Origin of the sequence: Thermocoleostomius sinensis A174, assembly GCF_026802175.1 — a bacterium.
Taxonomy (GTDB): Bacteria; Cyanobacteriota; Cyanobacteriia; order Elainellales; family Elainellaceae; genus Thermocoleostomius; species Thermocoleostomius sinensis.
On sequence record NZ_CP113797.1, the window covers coordinates 1,976,575 to 1,996,717 of the forward strand.

The 20,143-nt window shown below is 47.7% G+C and carries 17 protein-coding genes; 9 read left to right on the top strand and 8 right to left on the bottom strand.

What is annotated here, in order from left to right; all coding sequences use genetic code 11:
* Positions 1 to 161 precede the first annotated feature (161 nt).
* Both OXH18_RS08570 and OXH18_RS08575 read right to left on the bottom strand, forming a co-directional pair.
* Entirely contained in the window at positions 162 to 2,984 is a 2,823-nt protein-coding gene (locus tag OXH18_RS08570; RefSeq protein ID WP_268612101.1) for a cyclic nucleotide-binding domain-containing protein, read from the bottom strand.
* Positions 2,985 to 3,083: 99 nt separating this feature from the next.
* Complete coding sequence (locus OXH18_RS08575) at positions 3,084 to 3,617, bottom strand: META domain-containing protein (protein ID WP_268612102.1); 534 nt, start codon at positions 3,615 to 3,617, stop codon at positions 3,084 to 3,086.
* A 443-nt stretch (positions 3,618 to 4,060) separates the two neighbouring features.
* On the opposite strand from OXH18_RS08575, the gene OXH18_RS08580 reads away from it, so the two are divergent.
* Positions 4,061 to 5,281 (top strand): acetate kinase, encoded by a 1,221-nt coding sequence (locus tag OXH18_RS08580; protein WP_268612103.1) that lies wholly within the window; start codon positions 4,061 to 4,063, stop codon positions 5,279 to 5,281.
* Between the two features lie 42 nt (positions 5,282 to 5,323).
* Positions 5,324 to 6,910, top strand: coding sequence for a metallophosphoesterase family protein (locus OXH18_RS08585; RefSeq protein ID WP_268612105.1), 1,587 nt, complete (start codon positions 5,324 to 5,326; stop codon positions 6,908 to 6,910).
* Positions 6,911 to 7,078: 168 nt separating this feature from the next.
* On the opposite strand, the gene OXH18_RS08590 is transcribed toward OXH18_RS08585, so the two are convergent.
* Positions 7,079 to 8,524, bottom strand: coding sequence for a uracil-xanthine permease family protein (locus OXH18_RS08590; protein ID WP_268612106.1), 1,446 nt, complete (start codon positions 8,522 to 8,524; stop codon positions 7,079 to 7,081).
* 623 nt (positions 8,525 to 9,147) lie between these two features.
* Here OXH18_RS08590 and OXH18_RS08595 point away from each other — a divergent pair.
* The 3 genes from OXH18_RS08595 to OXH18_RS08605 all read left to right on the top strand — a co-directional run bounded on the left by OXH18_RS08595 (position 9,148) and on the right by OXH18_RS08605 (position 11,544).
* Positions 9,148 to 9,969, top strand: a complete 822-nt coding sequence (locus OXH18_RS08595; protein ID WP_268612107.1) for an antibiotic biosynthesis monooxygenase — start codon at positions 9,148 to 9,150, stop codon at positions 9,967 to 9,969.
* An 82-nt stretch (positions 9,970 to 10,051) separates the two neighbouring features.
* Positions 10,052 to 10,867, top strand: a complete 816-nt coding sequence (locus tag OXH18_RS08600; protein ID WP_268612109.1) for a YoaK family protein — start codon at positions 10,052 to 10,054, stop codon at positions 10,865 to 10,867.
* A gap of 50 nt (positions 10,868 to 10,917) precedes the next feature.
* Positions 10,918 to 11,544 carry a hypothetical protein gene (locus tag OXH18_RS08605; protein WP_268612111.1) on the top strand — a complete coding sequence of 209 codons (627 nt, stop codon included), beginning with the start codon at positions 10,918 to 10,920 and terminating at the stop codon, positions 11,542 to 11,544.
* Between the two features lie 95 nt (positions 11,545 to 11,639).
* On the opposite strand, the gene OXH18_RS08610 is transcribed toward OXH18_RS08605, so the two are convergent.
* The 3 genes from OXH18_RS08610 to OXH18_RS08620 form a co-directional block, all read right to left on the bottom strand.
* A complete protein-coding gene (locus OXH18_RS08610; RefSeq protein WP_268612112.1) occupies positions 11,640 to 12,476 on the bottom strand; it encodes a hypothetical protein in 837 nt (278 codons plus the stop codon).
* Positions 12,477 to 12,584: 108 nt separating this feature from the next.
* Positions 12,585 to 12,836, bottom strand: a complete 252-nt coding sequence (locus OXH18_RS08615; RefSeq protein ID WP_268612113.1) for a hypothetical protein — start codon at positions 12,834 to 12,836, stop codon at positions 12,585 to 12,587.
* 358 nt (positions 12,837 to 13,194) lie between these two features.
* Positions 13,195 to 14,073, bottom strand: coding sequence for an AraC family transcriptional regulator (locus OXH18_RS08620; protein ID WP_315874641.1), 879 nt, complete (start codon positions 14,071 to 14,073; stop codon positions 13,195 to 13,197).
* Between the two features lie 312 nt (positions 14,074 to 14,385).
* Between OXH18_RS08620 and OXH18_RS08625 the strand changes: the two genes are divergently transcribed.
* Positions 14,386 to 15,195: a DUF928 domain-containing protein gene (locus tag OXH18_RS08625; protein ID WP_268612115.1), complete on the top strand. Its 810-nt coding sequence runs from the start codon at positions 14,386 to 14,388 to the stop codon at positions 15,193 to 15,195.
* Between the two features lie 99 nt (positions 15,196 to 15,294).
* Here the strand turns inward: OXH18_RS08625 and OXH18_RS08630 are convergent, their stop codons facing one another.
* Positions 15,295 to 16,668 (bottom strand): GH1 family beta-glucosidase, encoded by a 1,374-nt coding sequence (locus OXH18_RS08630; RefSeq protein ID WP_268612116.1) that lies wholly within the window; start codon positions 16,666 to 16,668, stop codon positions 15,295 to 15,297.
* Between the two features lie 162 nt (positions 16,669 to 16,830).
* On the opposite strand from OXH18_RS08630, the gene OXH18_RS08635 reads away from it, so the two are divergent.
* The 3 genes from OXH18_RS08635 (at position 16,831) to OXH18_RS08645 (ending at position 19,464) form a co-directional block, all read left to right on the top strand.
* A complete protein-coding gene (locus OXH18_RS08635) occupies positions 16,831 to 17,733 on the top strand; it encodes a DMT family transporter (protein WP_268612118.1) in 903 nt (300 codons plus the stop codon).
* A gap of 129 nt (positions 17,734 to 17,862) precedes the next feature.
* Complete coding sequence (locus OXH18_RS08640; RefSeq protein ID WP_268612119.1) at positions 17,863 to 18,126, top strand: hypothetical protein; 264 nt, start codon at positions 17,863 to 17,865, stop codon at positions 18,124 to 18,126.
* A 210-nt stretch (positions 18,127 to 18,336) separates the two neighbouring features.
* Positions 18,337 to 19,464, top strand: coding sequence for a HetZ-related protein 2 (locus OXH18_RS08645; RefSeq protein WP_268612120.1), 1,128 nt, complete (start codon positions 18,337 to 18,339; stop codon positions 19,462 to 19,464).
* Positions 19,465 to 19,493: 29 nt separating this feature from the next.
* Here OXH18_RS08645 and OXH18_RS08650 read toward each other — a convergent pair whose 3' ends face one another.
* The gene (locus tag OXH18_RS08650; RefSeq protein WP_268612121.1) at positions 19,494 to 20,027 is read right to left on the bottom strand and encodes a tetratricopeptide repeat protein; all 534 of its coding nucleotides are present in this window, start codon (positions 20,025 to 20,027) and stop codon (positions 19,494 to 19,496) included.
* Positions 20,028 to 20,143 lie beyond the last annotated feature (116 nt).

The following is a 20,143-nucleotide window of genomic DNA, read 5'->3' on the forward strand; positions in this document are numbered from 1 at the left end:
AATATCTCGTCTTTGCCCGCTTCTCCTCTATAGAGGGATTGTTCTGTCACCGTTCAACGCAGCCTACTGATTCATTTAACTGTTCAATACGCATAATTGTTCAATACACATCTTGCCTGTCTTGCCGTATCTTGCAAGGTCTTGTTGCGATCTTACAACCATCACATCGGTTGCATCACTTGCTGCAAGCGTTGGCTTTCCAGTTCCAACACGCGACGGGCAAAATCTGGATCATGGTCGAGAAGATCATCAAAGGTATCAACTGGTACAGCCAGAATGCGAGTGTTTGCAGCATCTGCAACAATGGTATTTTCTAGATGGCTATGGGTTAACACTTCTAGTTCATCCAATGCTTGCCCCGGATGCAGGCGTTCAACAGCCACGGCATTAGCTTGTTGATAGTGAATCTTGGCATCACCTTCCATCAGCAACAGCAACTCTCGACAGGTATCGCCGGCTTCAGTAATGACATCTCCAGTGGAATAGGCTCTCACTTCAGAGCGATCGGCTAACGCCATTAACGTATCAGTATGCATTTGATGAAAGAAATCGCTATTAAATAAGTAAATCATTTTCTCTAGCCGTGGAAAGGCTGTTAGCGATTGAGGCGATGGTGAAGCAAGCAGTTGGGCGATTGTTTCCTGAATAATAGGATGATTAAACTCAGCTTGATTCGATTCCGAAAGATGGCGAGCGATCGTTTCAGCCCGTCTTGGATCAAGATGGGCAATGACATAAAGGGCAGTTGCTTGCACTAAGGGTTCGCTTTGCTGCAATAGGGATTCGATGTAGCCAACAATTTCTTCAGAGGATTTCATTGAGCTAACAACCGTCGCCGTTTCGGGTTCAAGTAGCGTTCTAACCACGTCCGGAGGCAAGCGTTTGATGAGACGATCGGTTTCTTCTGTGCGCCAGTCTGCTGCTTGCAAATGTTCTGCTGCAATATCGCCAGCCAGTTGTTTCAATGATTGCACCAGTGGCATCATTGGGGTATTCGTAGGTAGAGTCGTCAGCGTTTCCAAAATTGTTTGCACAATCAATTTTTGTTTTTGATAAACACTTGCCTCTAATAGAGATACTGCCGATCGAGCTTCTCGCAACACAAGTTGATTCAGAGCACGATAGCAGGCTACCCAGTCTGTCAAGCGAGCTAACAGCGCTTCAATTTTTGCCACACCCCCTAAATCAGGAGACAGTTCTCTGACTAGCCAATCTTCTTCAGAGGCAGTGATGGAATATTCACGCCGTAATGCCTGTAGCTGGGTAGCATCCCACGCCTCAGCACCCGATCGATCGGTCTGCTGTTGGCGCAATCGCATCAGTCGCTCTAAGGATTTTTGATATCCGCTTAATCGAATTTGATTTTCTAAACTGCGCTGGCGATGGGGATTCAGCAACTCTGAATCTTCGATACCCAGTTCTTCCAAAACCTCACGGTGTTCATCATCACTGATGTCGAGTTCGTGCCGCATTTGCTGTAACACCGCCAAACTATTGGAATAGTTCACATAGCCTTCTTCCAGCGCCTCCCGAACAACCCCTTTATAAGCTTCATGACGTTTTTCGCGGGTAAAGCCGGGTAACACCTTGGCTAACACATAGACTTCGTTAGTGTGTAGATCGTCCAGAGAGCGCCCTTCTAGATATTGAGATACATCAAGCTGTAATTTCTCTAGCTGTTTTCGGAACCGACTGGCCAAATTTTCTCGTGAATAGCGATCGGGGCTGCGATTCCATGTTTTTTGTAGCCATAGCGTACTGAAAAAAACCAACACTAAGTCGTAAATATATTGCACCCATATAGGGGTCAACAAAATTAAAGGACGCGCCGCAAAAATAAAGAAAAAATTGAATATCGCAAAGGTGCACAATGCAAAGATGCGGTGTCGAATGACATCTGGCGAAATATTTGCCTGCTGATACCGGGCTTGAATATAAGATTCGATAGCGCGTCCTACTCCATAGCCGATTGCAGTGAATCCACCTAATACCAACGGCACCGCCAACAGTTTCGGAATGTTAATGGGTTGACCAAATAGATATAAGCCTGGATTCAGTAAAGCTGCTAATTGATTGGGATCGCGATTCCAAATTCCTGAAAAGTAATAGTTCCAGTTACCAGCATAAAGATAATAGTAAAGGAAATAACCAATCACCAACCCAACATAGCCATAGCGTATAAGCGACGTGGCAGGCTTGTTTAAGCCATCCCAGTAGCTACGCTCAGAATCAATATCAAAACAAGGGCTTTGACAGGCGACGCAAGCGCTTTGTTCGTTGCCATCGGGTAGCACAGTGCGGCACATAGACTGCGTAATTTTTCGATCGCTCATGTGGGCTTTGCTGCCCAACAGGCCTCCCGGTTCACTAAAAATCGTTTGGACTGGAGCCATCGGACAGAAATAATGACACCAAGACTTACCGCCGTACCAGTAACCAACCGCGATCGCCACTGCTATTGTGAACAAAAGCCACAATCCTAAAATCAAGCGATCGGCATTAAAAAATAGAATACGTCCACATAAACCGATGAACAACCAAGCGAATTGAACATAGAGGTAATTTCGACCCAGCCAAGAATTTGGATCGACTTTGGCCAGTTCATAGCGAACTTTACCAGTTTTTGGATGCTCTCGCTTAAATTGGCGCTGCCATCCTAACGCCCTTGGAATTTGAGAAAGGAACGACAACGGGCAAATCCGTCGCCATAGCTCATGCCCAAACACCAGCAAAACAAAAATGGCAGACGGAACAATTGCACCCCAAAACAAGGTAGCCCCGATTGGATAAGGTTGTTCGACCAAGCATTCACCCTGTACTTGCACGCATTGATCTGTGAGGCGCAGTGGACTCCAGGGATGATTGGGTTCTGTGAGAACGGCTGTCCAGGGGTCATAGAACAATGACGCAATCAAAAGCAGCCAGCCGATCGTCAACACCCAGCGAACCCAATGCATCTCGCGTTCTGGAAAGTTGGCAAACATAGACTTTTCTCTCAATAATCCAGGGTTATACACGGGCTGTGGACGGTGGTTGCTTACTGTTGCGGCACAGGCAGACGGGGCAGAGCGGTAGTTTTAGCTTTACCACAACGCCCTGACTGTTTGAGACACAAACCGCAAAACCCCCGACTCTTGCTCAGTTTGATACACGATTGTCAATTGTTCCTGATCGTCGAGTTCATAGCGTTGTGCGCCCTGCAATGCGTTGAGATAGCGTATCTCTTGACTCATGATCGGTTCTTCGCAAGCCTTAAATGTGGATGCCAAGGGGCTAATCGTTAACCGATCGCCATCCAATTCGTAACCGCCCATAAAGCGATTACAGCCGCCTGATCCAGTAACGCGACCATCGGCAAAGTCGGCAGTAAGTTCGATTCCTTGAGATGGAACCATCGGTGTAGGAGTGTTATCTGCGGTCATGTTCACGAGCCGCCAATTGCCTACAATCGAAGACGTTTGAGCCATTTGTAAAGAGATATTTCTAGAAGGTGCTTGAGCAATGGCTGGAAGCATAACTACGGCTCCACTGCCTGCTATTGCCATCATCACAATGCAACGAATGATCTTTGGAGTAACTATCTGATTCAATGAATCGATACCATTCAAACTATACATGGAACTACCTGAAGATTAAATTCAAGAATTAATACTAGCTGATATAGCCCTGTTATAAACCTTGACTGAGGTACACCAACTTGAAATGAGGATAGCCCTCTGCAACGACGATCGCCTCCTTGGATGGAGACGTGACCGTGTAAGACAAGCTTTAGTTTGCTCTAGAAAAACTATGAATTTGATATGAAAGGATGAATTGATCCCGTTAGAGCGTACCCTCAAACGATTAGCCTAAATGCCGTCCTAATCATACCGTAGACGCTTGCCAACCCACTGCATGTCTAAGTCAATGCATGTCATTTCAACAAATCAGACCTGGAATACTGCAAATACCTACCTAATTCACAGAAAACTTTAAGATTGATTGCAATCTTGCAAACTTTATTTCTCAGTCAGTTTCCGGCACACTGAGGAAAACACCCAGAGTTAATGCTATAAATGCAATGAAAATCTTGATCCTGAATGCCGGATCTAGCAGCCAAAAAAGTTGTCTCTACGACATTTCCCGTGATGTCTTGCCAGATGACCCACCAGAGCCAATTTGGGAGGGGATGATCGATTGGACGCATCAAGCCGGGATCGCTGAGATCCAGGTCAAGACCGTGGCACAGGAGGTGACAAAAACGGTGCCATACACCGATCGCCCCCCGGTGGTAGAACAGATGCTAGCAACGATGTGGCAGGGGGAAACCCAAGTGCTGAGCACCCCTAGCGAAATTGAGGCGGTGGGGCATCGAGTGGTGCATGGCGGGCGGAAATACCACGACAGCATTCGCATCACCTCAGAGGTGAAAGCTGCGATCGCCCAGTTGTCCGAACTGGCCCCGGTGCATAATGCTGCTAATCTAGAGGGCATTGAAGCGGCGGAGGCCATTTTGGGTGAGCAAGTGTTACAGGTAGCTGTATTCGACACAGCTTTTCATGCCCAAATGCCGGATGCTGCTGCCATCTATCCAGGGGCGTATGACTGGATTGAGAAGGGTATTTATCGCTATGGATTCCACGGAACAAGTCATCAGTATTGTGCCGAACGAGCGGCGAGTTTGTTGGGGCAAGACTTACAAGATCTGCGCTTAATTACCTGCCATTTGGGCAATGGAGCCTCGCTAGCTGCCATTCGCAATGGGCGCAGTATTGATACAACGATGGGATTTACACCGCTGGATGGCTTGATGATGGGAACGCGATCGGGCGCAGTTGATCCTAGTATTCTGATTCATTTAATGCGGCATGAAGGGTATGATGCCGACAAACTTGACCATTTGCTCAACAAACAGGCAGGACTGCTAGGTATTTCAGGCGTTTCTAATGACATGCGGCAAATTATGAAGGCGATCGACGCGGGGAACAATCGGGCTAAACTGGCGATCGATATTTACATTCATCGCTTGCGAGCCTATATTGGCTCAATGCTGGCTAGTTTGGGCGGTCTGGATGGGCTGATCTTTACAGCAGGCGTCGGAGAAAATTCTCCGCTGATTCGGGCTGCGGCCTGTGAGGCGTTTGCATTTTTAGGACTCAAGCTAGATGAAGAAAAGAATGCAGGTCGTCCCCGCGATCAACTGATTTCTACGCCTGATTCAACCGTGAAGGTATTGGTCATTCATACGCAAGAAGATTGGACGATCGCCCGTGATTGTTGGAAGCTATCGCGACTCCATTAAACTGAAAATAAAGTGAGAAGCTGTTTGTAGCAGGATTTCATCATGCAATTTGTGTCGGAGCCATCCACCGCCGTCAAGATCCAGAAAATGAAGCAACGAGTGCGGTGGCAAGACCCTTTGATTCAAGAACGGCAAATTGATCAAACTCAGTTTATTTTGGATGATGGCGCTGCCTCCAGCGAGGATTCAGAATTCTCGTTTCTGGTAATTGGCGATAGTGGTGCGGGGGCCCATCTCAGTCAAAACCCCCAGCGCCAAGTTGCTGAACTAATGGCAGAGCACCGGGACGAATGCCGCTTTGTGTTGCACACTGGAGATGTGGTTTATTTGGTGGGGTCTAAGGAGTTCTATCCCAGCAACTTTATTGAACCCTATCGCGAGTTTTTAGTTGGTGGCGATTATCCTGCTCAAATCCGCTACGATCGCATGGTCTTTAAGGTGCCGATTTTGCCTGTGCTAGGTAATCACGATTACTATGAACTGCCGATTGTCTATGGCGTCTTATCCCAGCTTTCCTTGCCAATTCGTCGCCTATTTCGCTCCAGAATTGATTTTGATGTAGGCTTTCATGGCTCTGGCAAAGGCGATGCTTATGCCCGCGCTTTTCTCGATTATCTCTGTGGAATTGCCAATCGCCAGGAATTAGCTCGCCATCTTGATCGGCGTTATACAGGGCAAACTCGAACTGGACGCTGTTTGCGCTATCAGCCCAAGGAATTTACGCGCTTACCCAACCGCTACTATGCGTTTCACTATGGGGGGATAGATTTTTTTGCTCTGGACTCTAATACGTTTAATGCGCCATTACCTCTGTCATTAGATGCAGAAGGAGAAAACCATCGCCATCGATTAGCAGAAAAGAAATTAGAAGTTGAACAACAAAAAGAAGATGCGATCGAACAATCAACTCAGCTAAACCCCAATGATCCGATTGAAGCAGAGCAACTCGATGACTTGCGTACCAAAATCGAACATTTGGAAGAAATGGAGCGTGATATCGATAAGCAACTACAAACAACAGAATCACCAGATGTCGATTATGAACAACTAGAATGGTTACAAGATCGTTTAATTGAATCTTGGCATACCCAATCTGTGCGAGGACGAATTATTTATTTTCATCATCCTCCCTATGTCACCGAAGCAACCAAATGGGAGCAGTCGCAAACATTAGCCGTGCGATATCGGTTACGGCACGTGTTCGATCGAGTCGCAGAGGCCGTTGGTGAACAGGCTCAGCATCGTCCTTTGGTGGATTTGGTCTTGAATGGACATGCTCACTGTTTGGAATATCTTCGCACCACGACGACAGGTCATGCAGATGCCAACATTAACTGGATTGTGTGTGGCGGTAGTGGCTATAGTTTGCGACGACAGCGCCCCGAAGGAACGGACTTAACCGAAACGGTTGAACAACCAGGACAACCAGAACCTCGCCTAGTCGCCCGATCGCACTTATTCGTAGGTCGCACGGGGCAAGGTTCACGCAAACGGCGTCCCTACTCGTTTATTCGCATTGATGTGAAGGCAGGGCAACCGTTGAAACTGGTGGTGCGCCCCTATGTGGCAGAACGCTATCAGCGCACTTGGTCAAATCAAGTTCTACCAGCGATCGAGCTAGGTGGATGATCGGTGTAAGGGGAATCGGACGATCGCCCCTTACACAAACCGACCTATCACCTAGAGAGGAGCGCAATTAGAAACTAAACTGCATTTGCATATTGCTCACAAACACCGTCGGATTGCTGTCAAATTGCTGTCAAAGTCGTTGGGAGACCTCCCCTTTTGCAAAAGCTTTTAGCTTTGAACCTCTTCCGCAGTTGGCTCAACTTCGGCTCTGTGAACAGGTGCACTGTGGGGCAATAACCAGCTAAGTAAAATCGCTGTTAAACCACCTGTGGTAATGCTAGAGCCAAATACGTTCTTAATGAACGCAGATTGATTCGCCAAGATGTCAGGGACAAACGCAACGCCCAAGCCCAACCCCAGCGACACTGCGACAATAATTGCTGCCCGTCGATCGATTCCTGCCGATGCCACTATGTTCAATCCGGCCACCGCGATCGAACCAAACATCACCAACGTCGCTCCACCTAGAACGGGTTGGGGCAACGCTTGGAAAATGCCTCCAACGATTGGCAGTAATCCCAACAGTGCGAAAATCCCTGCCACGTAGAAACCCACGTAGCGACTGCCTACGCCTGTCATCTGAATGACCCCGTTATTTTGGCTAAAGGTGGTATTGGGAAAAGTATTTAAGACGGCTGCAATGGCAGAGTTGACACCATCGCCCATAACTCCTCCCTTGATGCGACGCAGATAAACTGGGCCTCTTACGGGTTCTCCTGACACCGCAGAAGTGGCCGTTAGGTCGCCAACGGTCTCAATTGCTGTGAGCACATACAGCAGAATGAATGGTAAGAAAGCACTAAAATCAAAACTCATGCCATAGCGAAAGGGAATGGGAAGGCGAACGATCGGTAAACTGCTCAAGGCGCTGAAATTGACAATACCTAGAAACAGAGCAACAATGTAGCCAACAACTAACCCGATCGCAATTGCTCCCATGCGCAGAAACCGATTGCGCGACATGGTGAGGATCACAACGATCGCCAATACCAGACCACCCAAGGCTAAATTTTGGGGACTACCAAATGTACCGTTCTGTTGAGCAATGGTTCCTCCCCCCAAGCTGGTAATTCCAGTTCTGATTAACCCCAAACCAATAATCATCACGACCGTACCAGATACGATCGGCGTAATGATTCTGCTCATTAAATGCAAAAACCGACTGAGAATAATCTCAACGGCTGAGCCAAAGAAGCAAAGCCCAAAAATAAGCGCCAAAGCCTGCTCTGGCGATTGTCCAGCAGCCGTCGCGGCTGTACCTACCCCAATGATAGGGCCAAGAAATGCAAAACTGGTTCCTTGTAAACTCAGCAAGCCCGAACCTACCGGCCCAAACTTGCGACACTGAATAAAGGTACAAAGCCCCGAAGCAAACAGCGACATGCTGATGATATAGCTAGTGTTAATTGGATCGAGTTCAAGGGCATTACTGATAATTAAAGGCGGGGTAATAATTCCAACAAAAGCAGCCAAGACGTGCTGCAAGGCGACAAAAATCGATTCGGCAACGGGTGGCTTGTCTGTTAGCCCATAGATTAAATCTGATCGCAGTCTTGGTTCTTCGATCGTCTCTTGAGCGTCTTCTAAGGTTAGCTCACGGTCTGCCTGCGTCATGTCTCCTCCGAATAGGGTTTAAATCGTATATCAACATTTGCAATCAACAGCAGTTGTTTTTGTCGTAATTGCTACTAATGCTCATTGGTCTACCGCTATTTAGGCGATTTTCAACAAAATTTAGGATTCACGCATTCTGACAGAAGATAAATCACTGACTTGATTTAACATGCTTTAGTGTGTGCGGCATACTGTATACAATACAATTGTTAACGATAAGAAAGTCTAAGCAGAAATTCTGTGTTCAAAGGCACAAGTTGCTGCAAGGATCGCCCGCTTTATCGGTGAGGCTCCTGGTAATTTGTATCAGAACGTACATAACATTCAAATTTATTGGAGCTAGGATGTTGAGCCTGAGGCAACCCTGATCAACCTGATTGACTGACAATCCTCGATGACCCTCACCCTACATTCCTCTCCCCGAACCGGAGAGAGACTTTAAAAACCCTCGATCGTCTCGACCCTCTTCACCCCATCTGGGAGAAGGGGTTGGGGGATGAAAGGGTAACGATGTGTCAATCAATCAGCCTGATCAACGATAGCTTGGCTGGCTGTTAATTGATGACTCTATCTTCAAGTTGATCTCGTTCAAAACTAAACTTCAGGAGTTCGATCGTTTGATTATGTTCAAATTGTTGAAGGTTTTAGGTCGCAAGCTGGGTGTTTTGGTTGTATCGACCGTCCTTGGATGGGTAGTGCTGCTGGGAAATCCGCTGTCTGCAACTGCCGACAAAGCTCCGCAATCTATGATGTTTGATGCGACCACCGATGGAGTAACCATTGCCGCTATCTATGAAACAACTCCGGATACTCAGAAAGAGATTGTCTCTAGCGTTTTGAAATCAAGTAAATCTTTCTTTAAAAAAGCTCCTGGATTTAGTAGCTTCTCGGTTCTGCAAAGTGAAGATGGTACGCGCGTTATTGCGTTGACTCAGTGGCAAGATGCAGCTAGTTATGAAGCATCGCTGACTCAATCGACAGAAGACTATGCTGCCAAGTACTCCAAGAAAGAGAAGTCGAAAGACAAAGTCACCGCCGAACCGACCAAAACAATCATGTTCAAAGTGGAACAAACCTTGGCTCCGCCGGGAATGAAAGCGGCAATCCGCGGTAAAAATGCCCTGGTGCAGTTCAGCGAGATCACTGCCAACAGTCCTGATGACATAACCACGCTGTTGACCGCTGCCGAAGAACAATTGCCTCACATTACAGAGATGTATCCGGCTCCACGATCGGCAGTTTTGCTGAAAAGTGTAGACAGTGCAGATTTGGCAATGTTAGCAAGCTGGGGCTATGTTGAAGAGTTTGATGACCTGACCTTGGTTCCCACCCTTGCTGTATTGCCCGACGATGTAAGCACGCTGACAGCGAATGATGAACATCTCTACGAAGTGATGAAAATTATTGCGGCAAAACCGGAAAAAAGTGAAGCCAAGGACGATTAATCGATTAATCGATCGTTATCTTATCTGAGACCGTTATCTAAGACCGTTATCTAAAACCGGCACGGCGATAGGAGAATGACCCATGGTTGCCAGTTCACGTTCCAGTCCATCATTCAGCCTCAGCGCTTTTTTGATCAGCGACGGCCCAGCCGGATTTTTGCTGAGTTGGGTGGCGGGGTTTGTCGATACCTCAGCCTTCATCATCTTGTTTGGAATCTTTACAGCGCATGTCACGGGTAACATTGCACTGGCTGGTTCGTCATTTGTGAGCGCTGATGAAGAAACCACGATTACCCGTTTGTTGATGTTGCCGATCTTTATGGTGGCAGTTGCCTGTACGTCATTGTTAGCTCGCTATTCTCGGCGACGAAATTGGCCTGTGTTTGCTGTGCTGCTGACCGCTGAAGCCATTGCTTTGGGAGTGTTCTTGATTGTAGGTGCATCTCTATCGCCGTCTCTGCTGCTTGATGTGCAGGAAGAATACATTTTGCCGATCGCCATGTCGGGTGTGGTGGCAATGGCGATTCAAAATGCCTTGATGAAGGAAGCCAAGGGTGTGTTTAAGAGCTACATTCCTACGACGGTCATGACGGGCAACACCACACAACTGACGCTGGATTTGGTGCAGTTTTTTAGTGCCAAACTATCACCGAATGACCCTGCCTCGAAACAGGAGTCCGCTGAAGCCCAAGAGCGCATGAGTCGGGTTTTTCCAACCATCGCCGGGTTCGCGCTGGGTGGGTTAGGAGCCGCCTACTTTGTCTTGGTTTCAGAAACATGGTGGAGTTTAATCATTCCTTTGATTGTGATTTCCAGCTTGGCGGTTGCGGCCTTTGTGCAACACCGAGCCACAACGGTCACGCAAGACTCAGGTGCAGCAGGGGCTAACCCCCATTAATTGAACTCTTTTATAATTTTGAACCATTCTTACCTGGAGGAAACCTAACCATGAAACGTATAATCGTCGTTTGGTTTACTAGTTTGATCCTACTTCTAAATGTTTTGATCGTGCCAATAGCCCAAGCCCAACCGCTAGCAATCAAGCTTTCATTGCCAGGCTTTTCACAGCTTGAACTGACACCAGAACAAAAGAACATGCTGATGGAACTGGAAGACGAACTCATCCCTCAGTTTGAATCAATACTTACTCCAGAACAACGTGATCAGTTTATTCAGTCTGTGTCAGATGGCAAAAGCTTCCGTAAAGCTTTCAAATCCCTGACCTTATCTCCAACACAGAAGTCCCAGTTAGCGAGTCTATTTAAAGCATTACCGAAACAGGAGATTTTCGCAGCCTTGACACCTGAACAGAAAAAAGATTTCTTTATGAAGAAAAAAGAAATCTTTATGCCAACTGCTGAAGAGATTCAGGCAAAGATTGATGCAGGATTGAAGAAGAAAGAAGCGTTCTCGCCTGAAACATCAGAGTTTTCTCCGTCTGCGGATGAAATCAAGGAAAAGATTAATATTGGCTTGAAGAAGAAAGAAGCCTTTAAACCAACCTTAGAAGAAATTCAGGAAAGAATTGCTGAAAAAATGGCCGCTATGAAAGAGTCTGTAGCAGGCGAAGAGTAATCTTGGACTGACTCAGTCGCTTGCAAAAATCTGCTGAACTTGAGCCACTTTGCTTGGCTCATTTTTTATTTCTTATGCCAGGTTTTATGCACTTTCTATGGCACTGAGACAACAATTGGGCGAATGACGTGTCCGCGTCCTGCCGACGGATCGACCACAAACTGTACTTGTCCATCTGCAAATGGAGTTGGCAGCAAGAATTCCAGTCGCTGATTCAACCAAGTTGCCACAAACTCTGCCTCTTGTTGCGAACCGCTTAAAGGTAAGTCAGTGCGGTTCGCATAGCTGCGCTGCGATCGGGCCAATATTTCTTGCAAAATCGATCGAATGTCTTCTGCGGAAGTAAACGATTCTCCTTGCAGCAACAAGCTCACCAAGCTGCTGAATGCTAGCGTTGCTGATTCTTGATGTACTGAGGAGCGTAGATCAATGCCATAGGTCGCATAATAATTTGCCCGCAAAATTACCTCGCTAAATTCGTTTTCAATTCCAGCCAGCGACAAGGTACAGGGCGTTTCATAATCACCAATCACATACTGATCTGCTAGCCGCACCGTTGCATGCCCAGTGCTGCCATCAAACCAATTTTGCGCTTCGGAATGTGCTTGATAGAGTTCCTGTTGCGAGACAACCTCGATCGTCAGTTGACGCAAAGATCTGCTAGTGAATGCATCCGACAAAGCCATTTGCAGATGTGTATCTAGCGTAAAAAAATATCCTAGCCTGCGGGCAACCCTGCTATCAAAACGATCATGAATAATTTGAAGAGATGAATGATCGAATAGTGCTGTGATTGGTTGAGCTTGTTCAAAGGATGCCAAGTTACAACGATCGGGCAATGCTTGTGATATAGAAATAGGTAATGACAGCGATGGCTGTTGTAACACTACTAATTCTTGACCTAGAACACCTAGCCAAAACACGATCGCCATCCTTAAGAACTGGCACTGATAATGGAAATAGCAATTGCGTAACCATTTCGGTAGATGAGTAGATGGATCAGAGATTGGTTCATCCACTCATCCACTTTGAATTATCGATTACCGATACTCAATATAGCGCTTATAGATGCGCATAATCTCTCCCGGTTCTCGAATGGTAGCTTGCTGAATCTGGGCATAGGGCAAGGCCCGCGACCAGTGCTCCACCCGGCAAAACCCACAGTGATACAGATGGGCGATCGTGTGCTCCACCTCTTCGGGTGGTCCAATCAGCAGCATTTTCACCGATCGCCGAGACGACGCCACGGGGCGATCGCAGTCGGTCGGCGGGGTCATAAACTCATCAGCCATGCTTAAACTCCTTTAGGTCTAGGGTAAGAAACCCTAGAGACTCGCTCTCAGCAGACTCAGACAGCACCAGGCCGCACAAGCTGAAAGCAGGGGCGCTATAATGCACCCTAGCCTTTAGACTAGTGGACATAGTCTGAGGTTAGCTAGCTCAGGTGTTTTGCTTGGTCGGCGGACACCTAGCTAGCGCTAGAGAAGGGGATCTCTAGGTAGCCCGGTTACTCTTCCTCTAACAGATGAATAACCATAGTCACCCACCCTAGCAGAAGCTGATTACAGAATCAAGTCATATTTGTTACCGTCTCAGTAAACTCGATGCCGCTATATCGGTCAATTCCACTTGAATTCAGTCACGCCTGAGTTATTGGTGGCTTGTTCTGTAGGCTTTCGGAGTCATGCCAGTCTGTTGCCGAAACTGTTGACTCAAATGGCTATGGCTGTTAAAACCGCACAAGAAAGCGATTTCTGTAATCGATCGATCGCTTCGATGTAAGAGTTGTTTTGCTCGTTCGATCCGTTGCCGCAGTAGATATTGGTAGGGAGCAATTCCAATCGATTGCTTAAATAAATGACTAAAATGATACTGGCTGATACCAAGCAGTGATGCTAAATCGGCAAGTTTAATCTCTTGATGGAGATGATCGTGAATATAATCCAACACATGCCTTAGCTGCCGCGATGGCAACCCACCTGTATAGTCAGAAAACTGAGGTTTTGTAAAGGTATAGTGTCTGAGCAAATGTACCGCCAAAACATTGGTCAGCGAATCAACATAGAGATGTTCACCTGAATGTTCGTGTTGCAATTCAGTCAACAATAATAAACCGATCGCTTCAATTTGTGGATCGCGAATTTGACATTCAGGGACGATTTCTAGTTGATTGAGGTTGATATTTAGTACTTCGCTGGCGATGGCTTGCACAAACGAAGCGGTAATCCGAATCTGTAAGAAGCGATCGTCACTGTCCCAGCGAGCGAAAAACGGCATTTGAGCCGGTGTAAGACAAATATCTCCCTGGATGTAAGCCCCCGTTTGGGTTCTATCTCCCTGGATTTGCAGCAATTGCACTGGCCGAGATGCAAGCGACAAACATATCGAATGATCGTCGTGGTAATAGGTGCTTCCCTCGCCAGCGGGGTGATGAAAATATTCGACCAGAATATTGTTCCAACCCCGACTTCGACTTGACAAACTGGGCGCACGACTGCATTCCATTTGATTAGGCATAGGAGCTTGCATCAGGTTATCACCCAACTCGTCTAGTTTTGATTGTATTGCTGTTTGGTCTACTTCAGTGAGCAATGACGGCAATCAAGCACGATCGCAGTCTAAAAACCTACACGGTGGTGCTGTAATAAAGTCACAATTCATCTATTGAGCAATTTAGCGGTCAAAGTTGAACCACTTGAGCCAGTAGTTCACATAAAACTGTCATTGCAATGTCACCTTTGGGAACGGAGATTGACACAAATCGTGAGTATCTGGTTTCAATTTTGCCCTTATTCTGAAAGTAAGGTTAAGCCCCATAACTCTTGGTCTTAGGAGCATTCCATGAATAGCAATCAGGTTAGTGGCGTATTGCTCGAAAAACACTGGAGTCGTAGATTCGTTGTTGGACTGGTGGCGCTTTCCCTTAGTCTGGCTTCAGGTCTAGCTTCAAGTCTGATTTTAGGTTTGGCTCCAGCCGCGCTAGCACAATCGGGAACCTATGTGCCGCCTCGAACAGGTTCTCCTCCAGATGCCCGCACGATCGCCGGGACACGCGGCGGAGAATGTGCTCAGAACCTGGACACCGAATTGACCGTACTTGCCCCCTATAGCCATACTGGACAAACTGCATCGACCCATCCTACCTTTGCCTGGTATGTTCCAGACAATCAACCTCTGTCCGTCGAGTTTCGCCTCTATGCTCATGGTGCAGATGGACATTTGCAGCCGCAACCCCTGTATGAAGTGATCTTAGAAAGCTCACAGGGGATTATGTCCCATACCTTGCCTGCCGAGCAAACAGGGCTATCGATCGGGCAATCTTACTATTGGCAAGTGGCACTCTTGTGCGATCCGGCCCATCCCTCTGAAGACTTGGTGGTAGGGACAAAAATTGATGTGGTTGCTTCAGCCGAGCCTGGTAGCTTGTGGTATGACCTGTTAGGACAAGCCTTGACCCAAACAGAAAATCAAGAAGTTGTACTCAATTTATTATCTGACTTAGCCACGATCGAGCAAATGGCCAGTACTCAGGTGAGTGAATCCAATGATCCTTCTGACGTAAATCAAGAAGAGAAACAAGCCGATCAGCGCAGAGATTTTATGCGTCAAAGTCAACAACTTCTACAAATTGTCGAAGTAGAACAACAGTAAACTAGGCTAAGGGATGGGAGATGTAGGATGAGGGGTGAATAGGAAATGGATGAGTCGATGAGATAGCCCATCCATCCCGACTCCCAACTCCCTATCCGCCTACACCACACAATTTTGCGCAATGCACTCAGCGTACCAACGAGCGCTAGCTTTAGGGATGCGGGTTTGAGTGTCGTAATCGATATATATCAATCCAAATCGCCGATCGTATCCCCATGACCACTCAAAATTATCCATCAAGCTCCAAACAAAATATCCCTTCAGCGGCAAACCTTCGTTCACCGCGCGGTGAGCCGCTTTCAAATATTGTCGTAGATAAAAAATTCGATCGCTATCAATCACTTCCCCTTGAGCATTCAACTGGTCTTGTGCAGCGCAGCCGTTTTCTGTGACAAAAATCGGTAATGTTGGTTGCCCTACGGTTTCACTAATGTGACGCACCCCCCAATACAGCGCTTCGGGTACAATATGTAACCACGGCATGTGTAGTCGTGGATAGCCCGGTGGAAATTCTAATAGTTCATAACCAGGTTCTTGATCAATCGATCGAACATACACGCCAGAGTAAACATTAAATCCCAACGCATCCAAGGGTTGGTGAATAATTTTGAGATCCCCCTCCTGAATATCGGGTGCAGCATCACCCAATTGTTTAAGAAATAAGCGACTATAGGCTCCGGTTAGGGCTGGAAACAACAACCCACCGTTGGGGCCACAGACGTGAAAGGCTTTGCGAGCCGCTGCAACGTGGGCAGGGGCTTCCCCAATCGGCACAGGCACTGCAAAATTATCCACCAACGCCACAGAACAAGAACGAGGAGAGGCGGCACGAATCGCTTGACAGCCTAATCCGTGGGCTAGCAGAGCATGATGTGAGGTTTGCCATACCTGCTTTGGTGTGGATACGATCGTTCCCGGTGCATGAACAGGCGGTGCATTCACTCCATAGCCCATATGCGTAAAGCAGGTGATTTCATTCATAGTCATCCAATGGGTAATTCGATCACCCAGACGGCTGACAACGGCAGTGACATAATCGGCAAAATCAATGGCTATTTCTCGACTGCGCCACGACCCGTACAAGTCTTCTAAGGCTTGAGGGCTGTCCCAATGAAACAAAGTGGCGTGGGGCGTGATGCCATAATCGAGCAATGTATCAACCAAGCGCCGATAAAAATCAACTCCTGCTTCATTCACCTGCCCACGTCCGTCGGGAATAATCCGCGGCCAGGCAATGCTAAAGCGATAATGCTTGATGCCTAACGCTGCCATCAGCTTGATATCGTCGAGATAGCGATGGTAATGATCGCAGGCAACTGCCCCCGTATCGCCATTGAGGGTGCGATCGGGCGTAGCGCTGAAGGTATCCCACACGCTGGGCTTGCGTCCGTCTTTGTCAACCGCTCCTTCAATTTGATAGGCGGCCGTAGCAGCCCCCCAAAGGAAATCATCAGGAAATTGATAGCTCGTCATATAGAAATGAAAGTAAAAGATGTAAGGGTTCCGTAGAGGCAGGAGAGGAGGAATTCACAACTCTTGCCGGGTGCATAGCAGAGAACCCAATCGATCCTAGATAATCATCAAGGAAACAACGTTAATACTCGGTTGCCCCATCCCGATTGCTAGAAGTTCTGCATGACCTTATTCCTCACGACCTTTCAGGGAGAACTAGCGGCGTTGAGTGCCGCCTTCATTTGGGCGATCGCCTCTTTAGTGTATGCCAGTTTTGGTAAGCAAATGCCGCCGCTGCTGCTCAACTTCCTTAAAAGCAGCATTGCCATTCTTCTAATTTTGCTGACGCTAGGACTACGGCAAGAAATGCCAAGCCTAGAGATGAAACCATTGGTACTGCTGTTTGTCAGTGGCTCGATCGGTATTGGCATGGGCGATACCGCTTTCTTTACCTCCATCAACTGCATTGGCGCTCGGCGCTCGTTGTTGTTGGAAGCTCTGGCTCCACCCCTGACGGCCTTGCTGGCGGCTATCTTTCTACAAGAGCAATTAGGAATCAGGGCTTGCTTGGGCATTGCGTTGACGATCGCGGGCGTCACTTGGGTAATCATTGAACGGATGCCTGATAGAGACGTGAGCTATCAGCGACCGCAGCGAGGCATTCTGTTTGGGGTACTGGCGGCGTTCTCACAGGCTAGCGGAGCGGTACTGTCGCGGGCGGCTTTTGTAGAAACATCCGTCAGTCCGCTGTATAGTACGTTAATTCGGCTAGGAGGAGGAGTCGCTGTGTTACTGCTGCTGTTGTTACTTCAACGCCAACATTGGCAATGCTTGGCTGGGTTGCGATCGAGACGCTTCCTGGCGGCCATTACCGCCACGTCGTTTGCCGGAACCTATATGGCTATCTGGTTGCAACAAACCGCCTTGAAATACACCAAAGCAGGTATCGCCCAGTCGCTTAGCGCCACTAGTCCCCTGTTTATTTTGCCAGTCGCTTGGAGCATGGGGGAGCATCTCAGTTTTCGGGCTGTATTAGGAGTTCTGATTGCATTAAGTGGCGTGTGGTTGCTGTTTAATTTCAGCTAGGAATGCAGTAGGCTTGTAGTCTAACCTGGCATTTAGTCCAACATCGCATCTACAGTTCTTGATTTGGTGGGTCGCATCGATGGTATAGGTTCGTTGTTGAGTTGATGTGAAGCGTGAAGGGTTTGGGGAGTGGAATTTCAATCCAATCAGGTAGAGACGGTTGTGTTACAAATTGGAGAAGCTGTGCTGGCCACCACAGAAATGGTGGAGCGGCTTGCGGCGCAGGTTGATACGCTGGCAGCCCAGGTACAGCAGCAGGGATATCAGATTTTTGCCTTAAGTGATGCCGTGCAAACCTTGGCAGATAATCAAGACAATGCCCTGGATCGTTTAGGAAGGTTGACCGATACTTTACAGCGCTTAGTGGAGGCGATCGAACGAACAGACGAATGAGTCAGCAGAGACGTTAGACGAGATTGTGAGATGGGATATAGTTGGGGCAGAACTGGATTTTTCTAACGTTATCCGCCTCCATTGCTTGGCACTGAGCACGGTTTGATTTTTTGTACAATGCCCCACGTGGGTGACTCCGTCCCATAAAATTTAAGACACACTTTTTACAGGAGTATCAATTCAAGGAACTTCACAAGGTTGACACTATCAATGGCATTGGCTGAGGAACTCCGACAATCCTGGCGATCGCATCTCCAGGCTAGCAATCCTAACGTCTCTCCTCGCGATCGGGAAAGTATCATCTCCTGGTTGTTGGGAGAGGACGTGCAGCGGTTTGATGAGATGGACTCGGCTCAATATGCTGTGGCCAAACAAGCGATGGACTATCGTTATCGAATTTTGCAGCAACGGTATCTGGGTGTACAACCCGAACGCGCCTATCGCCAGTTGCTACAACGCCTCAGTAGCCTATTTCTGATTCGCAACAAAATTAAGGCATGGGTGGCCCTGTCTCGCGATCGGCAGCGGACGGTGATGGATGTGTTACAAGAAGTGATCCAAGAGTTGATGCAAAGCGATAACTACATGCGCCAGCAAACTGTATGGATTGCTCAATGTACAACCAGTACCAGGCTGCGAAATTCGCTCCTACTGGCCAGCATTGAAGAATATTGCCTGCGCCCCATTCGCAATCAACCGCTGCTAGTGTATCGTTTTGTGAACTATCTACGACGCTCTCAACGGGCCGGCATGACCCAAGTGCCGACGGGGGATTTAATTCGGTTGGTTTCCGAGGAAATCACGCCCGATGATGCCGACAATCCCGTCAATCTCCTAGATGCTCAGGCGGTGGCACAATATCAAGACACTCAAGCGTGGGAAGAACAGCAAGCGTTGCGCGATAAGGTGATTCAGGAATTTACCGCCTACTTAGAAGAAAATGTCGAGCCATTAGCGGCAGAGTGGCTACGGCTCCATTTGAAGGGACAATCGCAAGAGGCGATCGCTCAAGCGTTAGATCTTCCCATTAAAGCCGTATATCGTCTGCGCGAAAAAATTACCTATCATGCTATTCGCGTATTTGCCTTCAAGCAACAGCCTGATCTGGTAGGGGTTTGGCTAGGAACCACCCTGGCCGAACATCGCCTAGGGTTAACCCAGTCCCAATGGGAGCAATTTTGGAACGAGTGTTCGCCTGTGCAACAGCAGATTTTGGAGCAGCTTCGAGCGGGCTTGCCGATCGATGCCATTGCCAAGAAGCTTGGGTTGAGAAGCAACCAAGTCATGAGTGAATGGAGCAAGCTCTACTTAGCGGCTCAAACATTGCGATCGACCTAGCCATTTTCCCGCTCTAATGGGTCCTAATTTTAGGAAGAGGGAACTAAACGCTTCCGTAACGATTCAGACCGTCGCTTGGCAGTTGCGTTTTTAGGGTCAATGCTCAAGACCTGATCATAGACCTCTAGGGCTTGAACAGTGAGTTGCTTCTTTTCATAGGCAAACCCTAAGTTATTTAAAGCTGTTGGATAGTTTGGTCGCCGCTCTAACGCTTCTTTGTATTGCTTGATGGCTAGATCAAATTGTTCTTGAGCCGCATAGGCAAACCCCAAAGCGTTGTAGATTAGCGCTGCATTCTCGTCATCGGCTAAGTCTTTAGCTTTGAGCGCTTTCTGAAACTGAACGATCGCTTGCGAATAGAGGCGCTTGTCTAAGAAAATGCCACCTAACTCGTAATGCTCCTGCGCGGTTCCTTTGCCTTGGCTCAGCTTAGTTTGAAGCCGCTTCAGCGTTCCCTCGGTTCGCCGCGATTTTAAGATTTGTCGAAATAAAAACCAGCTTGCTGTGGATAGCAGAACAACCAAAATCGAGAGATAAATCACTGGGAGTAGATCGTTATCCATAACCCTCAAGCAATCGCACGACACTTCGCTTTCTTCAGCCTACAACAGAACTACAAGTGAAGAAGCTGAAAGCCGCAAGGTCAAAGTTGATTGCCTCGGCGGAACTAGCCTAGGAT

What these genes read in the sequence shown, in the direction of transcription:
- OXH18_RS08570 (WP_268612101.1), bottom strand. Translation starts at nt 2,984, where the DNA reads ATGTTTGCCAACTTTCCAGAACGCGAGATGCATTGGGTTCGCTGGGTG.
- OXH18_RS08575 (WP_268612102.1), bottom strand. Translation starts at nt 3,617, where the DNA reads ATGTATAGTTTGAATGGTATCGATTCATTGAATCAGATAGTTACTCCA.
- OXH18_RS08580 (WP_268612103.1), top strand. Translation starts at nt 4,061, where the DNA reads ATGAAAATCTTGATCCTGAATGCCGGATCTAGCAGCCAAAAAAGTTGT.
- OXH18_RS08585 (WP_268612105.1), top strand. Translation starts at nt 5,324, where the DNA reads ATGCAATTTGTGTCGGAGCCATCCACCGCCGTCAAGATCCAGAAAATG.
- OXH18_RS08590 (WP_268612106.1), bottom strand. Translation starts at nt 8,524, where the DNA reads ATGACGCAGGCAGACCGTGAGCTAACCTTAGAAGACGCTCAAGAGACG.
- OXH18_RS08595 (WP_268612107.1), top strand. Translation starts at nt 9,148, where the DNA reads ATGTTCAAATTGTTGAAGGTTTTAGGTCGCAAGCTGGGTGTTTTGGTT.
- OXH18_RS08600 (WP_268612109.1), top strand. Translation starts at nt 10,052, where the DNA reads ATGGTTGCCAGTTCACGTTCCAGTCCATCATTCAGCCTCAGCGCTTTT.
- OXH18_RS08605 (WP_268612111.1), top strand. Translation starts at nt 10,918, where the DNA reads ATGAAACGTATAATCGTCGTTTGGTTTACTAGTTTGATCCTACTTCTA.
- OXH18_RS08610 (WP_268612112.1), bottom strand. Translation starts at nt 12,476, where the DNA reads ATGGCGATCGTGTTTTGGCTAGGTGTTCTAGGTCAAGAATTAGTAGTG.
- OXH18_RS08615 (WP_268612113.1), bottom strand. Translation starts at nt 12,836, where the DNA reads ATGGCTGATGAGTTTATGACCCCGCCGACCGACTGCGATCGCCCCGTG.
- OXH18_RS08620 (WP_315874641.1), bottom strand. Translation starts at nt 14,073, where the DNA reads ATGCAAGCTCCTATGCCTAATCAAATGGAATGCAGTCGTGCGCCCAGT.
- OXH18_RS08625 (WP_268612115.1), top strand. Translation starts at nt 14,386, where the DNA reads ATGAATAGCAATCAGGTTAGTGGCGTATTGCTCGAAAAACACTGGAGT.
- OXH18_RS08630 (WP_268612116.1), bottom strand. Translation starts at nt 16,668, where the DNA reads ATGACGAGCTATCAATTTCCTGATGATTTCCTTTGGGGGGCTGCTACG.
- OXH18_RS08635 (WP_268612118.1), top strand. Translation starts at nt 16,831, where the DNA reads ATGACCTTATTCCTCACGACCTTTCAGGGAGAACTAGCGGCGTTGAGT.
- OXH18_RS08645 (WP_268612120.1), top strand. Translation starts at nt 18,337, where the DNA reads ATGGCATTGGCTGAGGAACTCCGACAATCCTGGCGATCGCATCTCCAG.
- OXH18_RS08650 (WP_268612121.1), bottom strand. Translation starts at nt 20,027, where the DNA reads ATGGATAACGATCTACTCCCAGTGATTTATCTCTCGATTTTGGTTGTT.